At 61.5% G+C, this 13,473-nt stretch carries 11 protein-coding genes and 2 riboswitches; of the genes, 8 read left to right on the top strand and 3 right to left on the bottom strand.

Annotated features, from left to right (window positions below):
- The first annotated feature begins 43 nt into the window (after positions 1 to 43).
- From exbD to ACSZOQ_RS19385, 8 genes are all read left to right on the top strand, one after another.
- A complete protein-coding gene (exbD, locus tag ACSZOQ_RS19420; RefSeq protein WP_439926154.1) occupies positions 44 to 457 on the top strand; it encodes a TonB system transport protein ExbD in 414 nt (137 codons plus the stop codon).
- Entirely contained in the window at positions 454 to 1,209 is a 756-nt protein-coding gene (locus ACSZOQ_RS19415; protein ID WP_439923989.1) for an energy transducer TonB family protein, read from the top strand. Before exbD ends, ACSZOQ_RS19415 begins: the two co-directional genes overlap by 4 nt.
- A complete protein-coding gene (locus tag ACSZOQ_RS19410; protein ID WP_439923988.1) occupies positions 1,206 to 3,617 on the top strand; it encodes a preprotein translocase subunit SecA in 2,412 nt (803 codons plus the stop codon). Before ACSZOQ_RS19415 ends, ACSZOQ_RS19410 begins: the two co-directional genes overlap by 4 nt.
- A 238-nt stretch (positions 3,618 to 3,855) precedes the next feature.
- Entirely contained in the window at positions 3,856 to 5,061 is a 1,206-nt protein-coding gene (locus ACSZOQ_RS19405; RefSeq protein WP_439923987.1) for an amino acid ABC transporter substrate-binding protein, read from the top strand.
- Positions 5,062 to 5,107: 46 nt separating this feature from the next.
- On the top strand, positions 5,108 to 5,971 hold the full coding sequence (locus tag ACSZOQ_RS19400; RefSeq protein ID WP_439923986.1) for a branched-chain amino acid ABC transporter permease: 864 nt from the start codon (positions 5,108 to 5,110) through the stop codon (positions 5,969 to 5,971).
- A gap of 11 nt (positions 5,972 to 5,982) precedes the next feature.
- Complete coding sequence (locus tag ACSZOQ_RS19395; protein WP_439926153.1) at positions 5,983 to 6,915, top strand: branched-chain amino acid ABC transporter permease; 933 nt, start codon at positions 5,983 to 5,985, stop codon at positions 6,913 to 6,915.
- A complete protein-coding gene (locus ACSZOQ_RS19390; protein WP_439923985.1) occupies positions 6,912 to 7,646 on the top strand; it encodes an ABC transporter ATP-binding protein in 735 nt (244 codons plus the stop codon). The genes ACSZOQ_RS19395 and ACSZOQ_RS19390 overlap by 4 nt, the downstream gene beginning before the upstream one ends.
- Entirely contained in the window at positions 7,643 to 8,374 is a 732-nt protein-coding gene (locus tag ACSZOQ_RS19385) for an ABC transporter ATP-binding protein (RefSeq protein WP_439923984.1), read from the top strand. Before ACSZOQ_RS19390 ends, ACSZOQ_RS19385 begins: the two co-directional genes overlap by 4 nt.
- A gap of 103 nt (positions 8,375 to 8,477) precedes the next feature.
- Here ACSZOQ_RS19385 and dusA read toward each other — a convergent pair whose 3' ends face one another.
- The 3 genes from dusA to ACSZOQ_RS19370 all read right to left on the bottom strand — a co-directional run bounded on the left by dusA (position 8,478) and on the right by ACSZOQ_RS19370 (position 13,013).
- Positions 8,478 to 9,437 carry a tRNA dihydrouridine(20/20a) synthase DusA gene (dusA, locus tag ACSZOQ_RS19380; protein ID WP_439923983.1) on the bottom strand — a complete coding sequence of 320 codons (960 nt, stop codon included), beginning with the start codon at positions 9,435 to 9,437 and terminating at the stop codon, positions 8,478 to 8,480.
- 221 nt (positions 9,438 to 9,658) lie between these two features.
- Positions 9,659 to 11,995, bottom strand: a complete 2,337-nt coding sequence (metE, locus tag ACSZOQ_RS19375; protein WP_439923982.1) for a 5-methyltetrahydropteroyltriglutamate--homocysteine S-methyltransferase — start codon at positions 11,993 to 11,995, stop codon at positions 9,659 to 9,661.
- A gap of 107 nt (positions 11,996 to 12,102) precedes the next feature.
- Positions 12,103 to 12,307, bottom strand: a riboswitch (cobalamin riboswitch).
- Positions 12,308 to 12,344: 37 nt separating this feature from the next.
- Entirely contained in the window at positions 12,345 to 13,013 is a 669-nt protein-coding gene (locus ACSZOQ_RS19370) for an epoxyqueuosine reductase QueH (RefSeq protein WP_439923981.1), read from the bottom strand.
- Positions 13,014 to 13,201: 188 nt separating this feature from the next.
- A riboswitch (cobalamin riboswitch) is annotated at positions 13,202 to 13,423 on the top strand.
- The last annotated feature ends 50 nt before the right edge of the window (positions 13,424 to 13,473 follow it).

Below are 13,473 nucleotides of genomic sequence, written 5' to 3'. Positions count from 1 at the left end.
ACGCGTGGGCGCTTCTCTTCAGCAAGCATCGTCTGAAGACGAGATGTCGCAGGTCAGCGACATCAACGTGACGCCTTTCATCGACGTCATTCTCGTGCTGCTGATCATCTTCATGATCGCCGCGCCGTTGGCGACGGTCGACATTGCTGTCGATCTGCCGGCATCGACGGCGACAAAACAACCCCGGCCCGACAAACCGGTCTACGTCACCATGAAAGCCGACCGAACGCTCGCCGTCGGCGAAACTCCGATCTCACGCACCGGCCTGTCAGGCTCGCTCGACGCCGTCACGTCGTCGGATCGGACCAAGCGGCTGTTCGTTCGCGCCGACAAGACCGTCCCCTACGGAGAGGTGATGACGCTGATGAACGACCTGCGGGCTGCCGGCTATCTGAAGATTGCGCTGGTCGGGCTTGAGTCCGTCGGCGGGACGCAATCCGTCGGAGCTGCCCAATGAGCATGCCGCGCCGTTATCGCAACGTAACACGGAACGAACTTCTGCGCTGGGGCACCTGTTTCGTCGCAATGCTGTCGCTTCATGGCGCGGTCGCCGCCGCCTTGCTCATGACACCGGTGGAAGGCGATACGTTCGATACCACCACGGCAATCGAAGTGGACTTTACCACCGAGTCGTTCCGCGACGCCGAAGCACGAGACGTCGCGCCGGGTGAAGAGCAAATGCAGACAGACGAGGCGCCTCCGCCTCAGGAGAAGGCCGAGGTCAAGACAGAGAAAGTGCCGGAGCCGGAGCCGCCGCTCCCGCAGGTAGCCGAGCCCGACGTCGCGCTGGAAGTCCCACCCGAACAGAAGAAGCAGGAAGAGGAAAAGAAAGAAGAGAAGGAAAAGACGCCGAACGCAACGCCGCCGCTGGTTGCCGCGTCGGCCACGACGGCACCGACGGCCGCGGCCTCACGCAAGGCCCAGCTGGTGAGCTGGAAACGGCAGTTGGCCCTCCACCTCCAGCGCTGCAAGCGATATCCGCGCGAAGCCCAGACGCGTCGAGAGACCGGCATGTCGCGGGTGTCCTTCGTCGTTGACCGCCAGGGTCACGTCCTCTCCAGCACAATCGCGAAAGGCAGCGGATCCGATGCCCTCGATCGCGAAACGCTCGAACTCCTGCAACGTGCCCAACCATTGCCGACGCCTCCTGGAGACGTTGGCGGCGCTCAGTTTGCTTTTACGATGCCGATTCTTTTTGAGTTTCGATGATCCTGCGCCTGGCTAGGCGCGCGCTGAACTTCGGAACCCGCCGAAATCTGACACAATATGAAACGACGGCCAGCCGGATTCTCGCTCTGGAACCGGACCATCTACGGCTGTCTGCCGGCGGGTTGCGTGATTGCGTCGCCGAATTGCGACAACGAGTCCGGGCCGGCACTCCTCTCGACGAGGTCAAGGAAGAGGTGTTCGCACTGGTTCGCGAGGCCTCGCGCCGTGCGCTGAACGAACATCCCGTCCCGGTGCAGATCGTCGGCGCGCTGGCGCTTCATGATGGACATATCGCCGAGATGAAGACCGGCGAAGGCAAGACGCTGACCGCCACGCTGGTCTGCGCGCTCCATGCCTTGACCGGTCGGGGCGTCCACGTCGCCACGCCGAACGACTATCTGGCGGAGCGCGATGCCGGCTGGATGCGACCGGTCTACGACTTGCTGGGACTGAGCACTGGCGTCATCACCCCGGAGATGGACGACGACAGCCGGCGCGAAGCCTATCGTTGTGACGTCACCTACGGAATCGCCAGCGAATTCGGCTTCGACTATCTGCGCGACAACATGAAGTTTTCCGCCGCGGAAACCGTTCAGCGCGACCATGCCTTCGTTTTGGTCGACGAGGCCGATGCGACGCTGATCGACGAGGCCGGCATGCCGCTGGCGTTGTTCGGCCCGCTTGGCGATCACTCGGGCTTCTATCAGGCGATCGATGCCGTCATCGCCTCATTGCAGCCCTCGCATTACGAGATCGATCCTCGGCGGCGCGTCGCGCTGACCGAGGCGGGGTACAGCGAAGTCGAGCAGCGGCTGCAACAGCAAGGATTGCTGAAAGCCGCAACGACGCTGCATGACATCGCATCGATTTCATTGCTCCACCATGTCGTACAGGCGCTGCGGGCTCATGTCGTGCTTGCACGTGACCGCGACTATGTCGTTGAAAACGGCAGCGTGATCATTGTCGACGGTCTGACGGGACGACCGATGCCGGGACGACGCTATGACGAAGGGCTGCATCAGGCCCTGGAGGCCAAGGAAGGTTGCGTCATCGGCGAGGAAACGCATACGCTGGCCGCGATCACGTTCCAGACCTACTTCCGTCGTTACGATATGCTTGCCGGCATGACCGGCACCGCGAGAGCAGACGCCGAAGAATACAACGAGATCTACGGCCTCGATGTGATCTCCATCCCGACACACCGTCCGATGATCCGGGTTGACGAATCCGTGCTCCACACCTCCGCTGCCGGCAAGTCGCGGGCGATCCTGCGGGAATTGGAAGACGCAGCCACGCGCGGCCAGCCCGTGCTGATCGGCGCTCCATCGATCGAGCAATCGGAAGCGCTGGCGGCGATGCTTGAAGCCAACGGCTGGCAGCAGCGCAACGAGCAGATGAAGGACAGCAGTCCAACCCGCACCTTCGCTGTGCTCAATGCCAAATATCATGCCCGCGAAGCCCAGATCATCGCCGGGGCCGGCGCCCCGGGCGCAGTGACGATCGCCACCGCAATGGCCGGCCGCGGCACCGATATCCGGCTTGGCGGCGAACATGCGGACGCAGCCGCCCGCGCTCAGGTGATTGCCGCGGGCGGCCTGCTCGTGATCGGCACCGGCCATCACGATCACGGACGGATGGACGAACAGTTACGTGGCCGTGCCGGACGACAGGGCGATCCGGGGCGTTCCGTCTTCCACGCCTCACTGGAAGACGAGTTTCTGACCAATGCCGCAATCAGCGCCCCGCCAACGGAACAGGCCGCCACGATCGCGCCTTCGGTCGCAAGCCGCCTGATCCGCGCGGCGCAGAAGCGGCACGAGATCCGCAGCTTCGATCGACGCCTCGGGCTTCTGCGATTCGACACGATCATTCAAAGCCAGCGCGACCACGTCTACGATATGCGCCACAACATCCGCGACGGGAACGATGCGCTCACATTGGCGACGCGCCTGCGCCATGAGACGATCGACGATCTGATCAGCTGTTTTGCGACGCCGACCGCTCCATGGGACATCGCCGGGCTGGATCGCGCGATCCGATCGATCCTGACCCTCGCCGTCGATATCAGCCCTCCATCCGCCGATCCGAAAGCCGATGCAGAGGCTCTCGCACAGCGTATGCGCGCCATGGCCGACCGCTGGATCGACGGCAAAATCGCCAGCATGGGCGAGCCCGTGTTTGTTGATGTCCTTCGCCGGCTAATGATGGCGCTGATTGATCACCACTGGTCGGAGCAATCGGAGCGCCTCGATCATCTCAAGCGCCAGATTGGTGACCGCCGGCTTCCGCCGCATCAGATCGTCGCGGAATTTCAGCTTGAAGCGTTTGCACTGTTCGAACGGATGATCGCTGATTTCCGTCGCGATGTGACCGCATACGCCATGCGCGTGGGCGTGCTTCCGACCTAATGTCTCCCGGTCCAGCGCCGGCGTTCCTTCCCGCGAAGTGTGAGCGGGAACACGAGGTGAACGCGGATTCGATTGTTATCGGATCATCGGGAACCAAGGGCTTGCGCGTGGGTTGTAAGGGCCGACGGAGACATCCCCTAAAGAGCGCTGATCGCAGGGCAATAGGCCATAAGGCGTATTACCTCCGGAAAAAAACAGGCGCAGAATTAAGGCAAGGCGCAGGATAGAGGGTCATTTCATGCTGAAAATATCCGGTTTGTCAGCCGCATTGGTCGCCGCTGCCGTTGCGATGTCGTCCGGCTCTGCCATGGCAAAGGACATTGTCCTGGGGGCGTCTGTCCAATTGACAGGGCCGGTCGCCAATACTGGACGGTATTATCGTGACGCCTATCAGCTCGCCGTCGACAAGATCAACGAGACCGGTGGGGTCAAGGTTGGTAACGAGACATACAATCTCGTACTCAAGCTTTATGACAATCAGTCGGACGTCAATTTGAGCGTGCGTCAGTACACGCAGCTGGTTTCCCGGGACAAAGTGAATTTTCTGCTCGGGCCGTTCGCAAGCAATTTCGCGCTGGCGGATTCCGCTGTGTCGGAAAAATATCAGATTCCGATGGTCCAGGGCGGCGGCGCGTCGGACCAGATCTTCGCGCGCAAATTCAAATACATCTTCGGAACGCTGGCACCAGCCAGCAACTATTTCGGCTCCACAGTGGAGATGATGAAAGGGCTCGACCCAGCTCCGAAATCAGTCGCTCTGCTTTATGCGGACGATGCCTTCGACGTTTCGGTGGCGGAGGGCACGCGGCCCAAATTGAAAGCCGCGGGATTCACCCTTGCCATGGACGAACGTTACAGCACCAATGCTACGGACTTCAACTCGCTCCTCTCGCAGGTCAAGAGCAAGAACGTCGATGCGGTGTTGGTGGCGGGCCACGAAACCGAGATTCTAAATTTCGTACGACAGGCCAAGAGTCTCGCGGTCGCCCCGAAGATGTATTCCTTCACGGTGGGCGTTCCCAGCGAGGATTTCCGCAAGGCTCTCGGTAAAGATGCCGACTATGCTTTCGGCATGACCGCCTGGCTGCCATCCGCCGACCTCAAGGATCGCTGGTTCGGCGACGCCGCACAATTCGCTTCCGCCTTCAAGGCAAAATTCAACTACGATCCGGACTATCATGCTGCGTCCGGCGCGGCCGACGTCGAGGCCTTGGTGAAAGCCGTGGAAGATGCCGGTACGATCGACCCAGCCAAGGTGCGGGACGCGTTGACGAAGGTGAAGTTCGACAGCCTTTACGGACAGATCGAGTTCGATGAGAATGGCCAGATCGATCTGCCGCAGACCGTTATTCAGATCCAGGGAGACGCGCTGGTCGCGGTCTACGGTGTCCACGGCAAAATCGCGGCGCCGAAATATCCGATGCCGGCCTGGAACGCGCGCTAACGCGAGCCGCGAACGATTGGCCGGTTAAATAAGGGGCGGGACGACGTTGGATCTGCTTGGGCAAGTCCTTATCAACGGTATCCTTCTGGGCGGGCTGTACGCCATGATGGCACTCGGCCTCGCGCTGGTGTGGGGCGTGCTGAATATCGTCAACCTGGCGCACGGCGCATTCATCATGCTCGGCGCCTATGTGTCCTGGTATCTCTTCACGTATGCGCATATCGACCCGTTTCTGGGGTTGCCGATCACCGCAGCGGTGATGTTCGCGATCGGCTACGGTGTCCAGCGCGGCCTTTTGAATTTGATCGTCCGCGCACCGATGTTCAACACGTTGCTGATAACGTTCGGGCTGGAGGTTGTGCTGACCTATCTTGCGCAGCTCGCATTCTCGGCCGACTTTCGCACCATCAATCCCGCCTATGCGGGCGACAGCATTGTGCTGGGCCCGGTCGTGTTACCGCTGGCGAGGCTTCTCGCCTTCGGCGTGGCCATCGCGTTGACGGTCAGCATGTGGTTGTTCCTGCTGCATACGAAGCTCGGACGCGCCATCCGCGCCACCGCGCAGAATCTGGTGGCGGCCCGCCTCTACGGCGTTGAGCCTCGACATCTCTACGCGGTGACGTTCGGCATCGGAATTGCGCTGGCCGGAGCGGCCGGAGGCCTGTACGGAACCGTATCGCAGATCAATCCGTACATCGGCGCGTCTTTGACCGCGAAGTCGTTCGCCATTTCGATTATCGGCGGACTGGACAATCCGCTCGGCGTGATTGTCGGAGGCCTGTTTCTGGGAATCCTCGAATCGCTGACCGCGCTCTACGTCGGGCCGACATACGCCGATGTGGCAAGCTTTGGCGTGCTGGTGCTGGTCCTGATCGTGCGACCGACCGGCCTGCTCGGAAAAGCCGCGTGAGGGCGCTCCGCATAGCGCTCATCCCGGCGGCGCTTGCCGTTCTCGCGGCGGTGCCGTGGTTTGGATCGGACGTCCTGATCCAGTTCGGAATCAACGCCTTGCTGCTCGCCGTCCTGGCACAGGGCTGGAACATCATTGGCGGATATACCGGCTATGCGTCCTTCGGCAATTCGGTGTTCTACGGGCTCGGCAGCTATGGCGTGGGCATCGCGATGGCGCAATGGCATTTGCCGTTCGCCGTTGGTCTGGTGTTCGGCGTGGCGCTTGCGGTCACCTTCGCCATTCTCCTCGGGATTCCGGTTCTGAGGCTAAGGGGGCACTATTTCGCGATTGCGACGCTGGCGCTCGCTCAGGTCATGACCGCAATCGTCTCCAACGTGGGGCTCGCCGGCCAGAATATCGGGCTCGTCCTGCCGCCGCTCAACAACGATCGCCTCTTTTACGAGTTATCGCTTGGGCTTCTGGTGCTGGCCACGCTGACGGTTTTCTGGCTGACGCGCAGCCGCTTCGGTTTTGGATTGATTGCGATCCGCGAAAACGAAGAAGGCGCGGAAGTGATGGGCGTCAACACGACATTGTACAAGACGATGGCGTTCGCTCTTTCCGGCGTTTTCAGTGCGCTGGCCGGAGGCATTCACGCCTACTGGGTTACATTTATCGATCCGGAAAGCGCGTTCGATATCAGCCTGAACGTCAAGATGATCATCATGGCGGTATTCGGCGGGCCCGGCACGGTTCTGGGACCGGTTGTCGGAGCACTCTCGCTCTCTGCGGTTTCCGAATTTCTGTCGAGCGAGATCACCAGCCTTGCGAGCCTTTTCTTTGGCATCGTCGTCGTGGCAGCGGTTGTCATCATGCCGCGCGGCCTGGCCGACATGTTGCGGCGCTTCCGCAAGACGGGATGGCGGTATTTCGCCGAAAACATCCGGGCGCACCGACTGTGACCCCGATACTGGAAATCAAACACGTGACCCGCCGCTTCGCCGGCCTGATCGCGGTCAACGATGTCAGCTTCCTGTTGCAGCCCCGGGAAATTCTCGGCGTGATCGGGCCGAACGGCGCCGGCAAAACCACGCTGATCAGCCTGATCAGCGGGACGCTCCCTCCGACTTCGGGCGACATCGTTTTTGAAGGCCAGTCTCTTGCCGGCATGCCTGCCTACCGCCGTGCCCGGCTGGGCATCGGGCGTACGTTTCAGATCATGCGACCATTTCCCGGCTTGTCGGTATTGGACAACGTCGCCGTCGGCGCTCTCTTTGGTCACGGGGGAGGGCAGGCCAAGCTGGCTAAAGCCCGCGAGCAGGCGCGCGCTCAACTGGACTTTGTCGGGCTCGGCAAGTTCATCGATCAACGCGCGGACGAACTGGGAGGTCCCGGCCGCAAGCGGCTGGAACTGGCAAAGGCTTTGGCGATGCAGCCGAAGGTTTTGCTGTGCGACGAGGTCATGGCCGGACTGAATCTGGTCGAGATCGACGAGGTGATCGCGGTGATCCGCAAGGTTCGCGACACGGGGATCAGCGTCCTCGTCATCGAACACGTCATCAAGGCCATCAAGAGCCTGTCGGATCGGCTGCTGGTTTTGCACCATGGCGAAAAGATTGCCGACGGCGAGCCCGCGAGCGTGCTCGCGAACCAGACCGTGGTCGAGGCGTATCTCGGCAAGAGGCGGATATGAACACGAAGCCGGCGGCCAAGGAACCTCTGCTTGACGTCCGCGCAGTCAGCGCGGGCTATGGCGGGATGCCGGTCCTGCAGGACGTCACTCTAAGTGTCTACCCGGCCGAGATCGTGGCGCTGGTCGGCAGCAACGGCGCCGGCAAGACCACGTTGCTGCGAACGCTGTCGCGCGTGCTGTCTGCCACCGGCAGCATCGTCATGAACAGCCACAACTTGATGCCGATGACCTCCGATCAGGTCTTTGCGGCCGGCCTGGTTCAGGTACCGGAAGGCCGCCAGCTTTTCGACCGCATGAGCGTCCAGGACAACCTGCTGATGGGTGCCTTCAGGCGAACCGACAAGGCTGCCGTGGCACGCGACCTCGACCGCATGTATGCGCTGTTCCCACGCATGGCAGAACGCCGCCGGCAACTCGCGGGAAGCATGTCAGGCGGCGAGCAGCAAATGTGCGCGATGGCGCGAGGCCTGATGGCGGCGCCGGTCCTGCTGATGATCGACGAGATGAGCCTGGGCTTGGCGCCCGTTATCGTCGAACAGCTGATGGACGTCTTGACGACGATCCGCGATGAAGGCGTAACGGTGCTGCTGGTCGAACAGGACGTCAATCTGGCGCTGTCGACGGCTGATCGGGGTTACGTGATGGAAACCGGCCGCATCGTGCATAGCGGCCCCGCCAAACAGCTCATCGACGATCCGGAAGTGCGGCGCGCCTATCTCGGTCTCTGAGCAGCCGTTTTAGTTATGGAAAGACCGTCGTGTTCGGCCGATTCGATTGGCTCTCGGTCAGGCCGACGATACGTTTCTGCCAGCCGGGTCTTGTTAGGCGGCGTCAAGCCGCAATGGACGGCGCTCTAATCTCGTCCACCAGCGCAATCGCTTCCCGCAGGATGTCGACGCCGGCATCAGCCTTCACGCCGTTCTCGGCGAGATAGCGCCGAAACGCCCGCGCGCCCGGCACGCCGTGAAACGCGCCGACGAAATGCCGGGTGATGGAATGCAATCGCGCGCCGCATGCCAGTTGATCCTCGATGTAGGGGATCATGGCCTCAAGCGCGCGCTTCATCGTGGCGTGCGGTGCCGCCTCGCCGAACAGTTCGGAATCGACCTCGAGCAGACGCCATGGCTCCTGATAAGCGGCGCGGCCCAGCATGACGCCATCGACATACGCCAGATGGTCTTTAGCTTCCGAAATCCCGCCGATGCCGCCATTGATGATCACGGGCAGATCGGGAAGCGACGCCTTCAACCGGTAGACCCTGTGATAGTCCAGCGCCGGAATATGCCGGTTGTCCTTCGGAGATAATCCCTGGAGCCACGCTTTTCGCGCATGGACGATAAGCGCATCGACGCCGGCCGCCACGACCTTTCGCGCGAAGGTATCGAGGCCGGTTTCCGGATCCTGATCGTCGATCCCGATCCGGCACTTCACGGTGACCGGAATGGACACTGCGCGTTTCATGGCGTGAACAGCCTCGGCAACGACATCCGGCTCCGCCATCAGGCAGGCGCCGAACCGGCCGTCCTTCACTCGGTCGGATGGACAGCCGACGTTCAGATTGATTTCGTCATAGCCGAAATCCTCGCCGATGCGCGCGGCCGCCGCGAGATCGTCAGGACACGAGCCGCCGAGTTGGAGCGCGACCGGGTGCTCGACATCGCTGAACCCAAGCAACCGGTCGCGTGCGCCGTGGATGATGGCACCGGTGGTCAGCATCTCCGTGTAGAGCCGCGCATGGCGCGTGAGCAGGCGATGGAACACACGGCAGTACCGGTCGGTCCAGTCCATCATCGGGGCGACCGAAAATCTATATGATTGATCTGGCTGTATTTTCAGCACGATTCGGATCGTCCGGTCTCGTCGTATGCGCTCAATTCTATGTCCTCATACGACGCTTTTCGCAGGTTTTCGATACCTCAATGCACGGAGACCGAAAACGCCGTAGTCGCCGGGAGAGATGGCCGAGACCATCTCTCCTCTATATAGGCCGCAGCCGATCACCCGGGCGAGCGCTAACGCATAAGCCTTGCCGCCTCCACCATGTTGACGAGCGCCGGTCTGACCTCCTCCCACTTGCGGGTCTTCAGTCCGCAATCCGGATTGATCCAGAGCTGGCCGTCGGACAGGCGCTGACGCGCAAGTTTGAGCAGGCCGGTCATCTCATCGACCGCCGGCACGCGTGGTGAGTGGATGTCGTAGACACCGGGGCCGATCTCGTTGGGATATTTGTAATCCTTGAAGGCGTCGAGCAGCTCCATCTTGGAGCGCGACGTCTCGATCGAGATGACGTCGGCATCCATCGCCGCAATCGAGGCGATGATGTCGTTGAACTCCGAATAGCACATATGAGTGTGGATCTGGGTCGTGTCAGTGACGCCGCTCGAGCACAAACGGAAACATTCGACGGCCCAGTCGAGATACAGCTTCCATTCGGAGTGGCGCAGCGGCAGCCCCTCGCGCAGCGCGGCCTCATCGATTTGGATCATCGATGCACCCGCTGTTTCCAGATCAGCGACCTCATCACGGATGGCGAGCGCGATCTGCCGACAGGCAAGACTGCGCGGCACGTCATCGCGCACGAAGGACCAGTTGAGAATGGTGACCGGACCGGTGAGCATGCCCTTCATCGGTTTCGCGGTCAGGGATTGAGCGTATTTCCACCAGCCGACGGTCATCGGCTTGGGCCGGGACACGTCGCCGAACAGGATCGGGGGACGAACGCAGCGCGAGCCGTAGCTTTGAACCCAGCCGTGCCTAGTGAAGGCAAATCCCGAGAGTTGCTCCCCGAAATACTGCACCATGTCGTTGCGCTCAAACTCGCCATGCACGAGCACGTCGAGGCCGATCTCTTCCTGCCAGCGGATGGTTCGAGCCGTCTCCTCCTGAAGGAACTTCTCATAGTCGGCATCGCTCATCACGCCCTTGGAGTGCGCTGAACGTGCCTTCCGGACCTCGGCGGTCTGCGGAAAAGAGCCGATCGTGGTCGTCGGGAACGACGGGAGACTGAAGCGTTCGCGCTGCAGCGTCGCGCGTCCTGCGAAGACGCTCTTGCGCCTGGTCATGTCGGACACAACAGCCACGATTCGCGCCGCGACCCTGGCGTCATGAACCTTCGGCGATATCTTGCGCGCCGCAGCGGAGTCTGCTGATGCTTTCAGGGCATCGGCGACCGAGGCGCGGCCCTTGGCAAGAGCTTCGCCGAGCGTCGCGAGTTCACCCATCTTCTGCACCGAGAAGGCAAGCCAGCTCTTCAACTCCGCATCGAGATCGCTCTCCAGCGACACGTCGATCGGCACGTGCAGGAGCGAGCAGGACGGCGCGATCTGCACGCGAGCGGTTCCAAGCTTGGCGACCACGGGCCCGAGGCGATCGAGCAGCGCCGGCAGGTTGGCTCGCCAGATGTTGCGGCCATCAATGACGCCGAGCGACAGAACCAGGTCTCGCGGCGCCTTCGCCGCCACTGTTTCGAGTTGTTCCGGAGCGCGGACAAGATCGAGGTGAAGGCCAGCGACCGGCAGCGACAATGCGGTACCGACGTTGTCACTGATGCTACCAAAATAAGTGGTGAGCATGATCTTCAGGTTCGGCAGCGCGCGTGTGACCTCTTCGTAGGTCTTGCGCAGCGCATCGCGGGTCGCATCATCGAGATCGAGCACTAGACAAGGCTCGTCGAGCTGCACCCAGTCAGCACCTTCGGCGGAAAGACGCTGGAGCACGTCGATATAGACCGGCAGCAGATCGGGAAGCAGCGACAGCGGATCGAAATTCGCGTCCTTGCACTTGCCGAGTTTCAGATAGGTGACGGGACCGAGCAGCACCGGCCGGGTCTGGTAGCCGAGCGCCTTGGCCTCGCGATATTCATCGATGGCCTTGAGCGAAGAGAGCTCGAACCATTGGCCCTTGGTAAATTCAGGCACCATGTAGTGATAGTTGGTGTCGAACCACTTGGTCATCTCCTGGGCCGGTGCGCCGGCAGCGTCACCGTCACCATGATGACCATGCGCGCAGGATGGATCGTGATCTTCGCCCTGGGCGCCGCGCGCCATCGCAAAATAGGTTGCGAGCGGCACCGGTCCGCTTTTCCATCCGTAAATGCCCGGGATCGCGCCGACCATTACGCTGGTGTCGAGCACATGATCGTAGAGCGTGAAATCGTTCGACGGAATGACGGTGACGCCGAGCGATTTCTGGCGCGCCCAGTTCGCGGCGCGTAATCCGGCCGCCGCTTCAAGCAGCGCGGATTCGTCGGACTTGCCCGACCAGTAACTTTCGAGTGCGATTTTCAATTCACGGCGCGGGCCGATGCGCGGCGTGCCGAGCGTGGCGACAGAAAGAGAGGAAACAGACATGGCTTTACCCCATATGTTGGGGGCTGGGCCTTAGCGACGCGGCATGGGAATCTCGGCGGCGCACGCCATCGAGACCGCAAGCGCACCACCGGGACACCCCGCCCGAGGACGACTATGTTGTCGGGGCAGGTCTCCTGGCTCGCGGGTCTCAGCTTTGGTCCGGCCTTCCCAGGAAAATCCCAGTGGCATGATGGACCACGGCTCACCGCTTACAGTTGCGGGGGCAGCGCCGGTTTTGTCCGAAGACGCACCGGCTTCCCTCTTAGCTCCGGGCTTGAATTGTCCCGGAGAACCTCGACAACCAACCTATGGGCCAGTGTATGGGGGCCGTCAACCGACCACAGCGATCTTAGGTCGAGTCCGAATCCTCGCCGTGCCGGTAGAATTGCGTCCCGATCGTGATGGGCTGACGGCCCTGATCCCGGCGGTGTTGATTGGTGTCACGCAGCGAATAGACGCAGCCGCAATACTCCTGCTGATAGAATTCCTCGCGCTTGCTGATCTCGATCATCCGCTGCGAACCGCCGCCCTTGCGCCAGTTGAAATCCCAATACGAGAGGCCGTCATAACGCCCGGCCGCGCGATGGCCGCAGTCATTGATCTGCGCCATATTCTTCCAGCGGGAGATGCCGAGCGACGACGTCATCACCGGAAAACCGTGCTCGTGCGCATGGAGCGCGGTGCGCTCGAAGCGCATGTCGAAGCACATGGTGCAGCGCGCGCCGCGTTCAGGCTCCCACTCCATCCCCTTGGCACGGGCGAACCAGTCGTCCTTGTCGTAATCGGCATCGACGAAAGGCACGCCATGTTTCTCCGCGAAGCGAACGTTCTCGTCCTTGCGCAGCAGGTATTCCTTCAGGGGATGGATGTTCGGATTGTAGAAGAAGATCGTGTAATCGATCCCCGAGGCAAGCATCGCTTCCATCACTTCGCCCGAGCAAGGCGCACAGCAGGAATGCAGAAGCACTTTCTTTTGCCCGTTCGGAGGCATCAGATTCGGTCGGACGAATTCGTTCACGGCAGACTCGACGGTTGAGCCGCGAGACAAACGCCGCGGCATATCTCTTGGGATAATGGTCTGTATGATCGAAGCGTCAAGGGTCGGGCAGAGCGATGGCTGCACAGCGGCTTTTCGCCGGACTGTGAATTACGAGAATTGAGGAGCTGGAGTCTAAACGATCTGTTGACTCCTAATTCGGCGCGGCTACTAGATATAGTGGTCACGGTCTCTCGAGTCGCAATACCGAGAGCTAAAGAGGGAAGCTGGTGCGCTTTGGTCCATGACCGGGCAATGCCGGCGCTGCCCCCGCAACTGTAAGCGGCGAGCCGAAGTCCATTTGAGTGTCACTGGGACCGCAAGGCCCCGGGAAGACCGGACCTACGCTGAGACCCGCGAGCCAGGAGACCTGCCGCGACAGCCGAAACGTTCCCTGGGCGGGGTGTCCCGGCGGGCCGCATGGCAGGAATCGCGGCGTCCG

Source organism: Nitrobacter sp. JJSN, assembly GCF_051912485.1.
In the GTDB taxonomy this organism is placed as follows: Bacteria; Pseudomonadota; Alphaproteobacteria; order Rhizobiales; family Xanthobacteraceae; genus Nitrobacter.
This window is presented reverse-complemented; position numbering and strand designations above follow the sequence as displayed.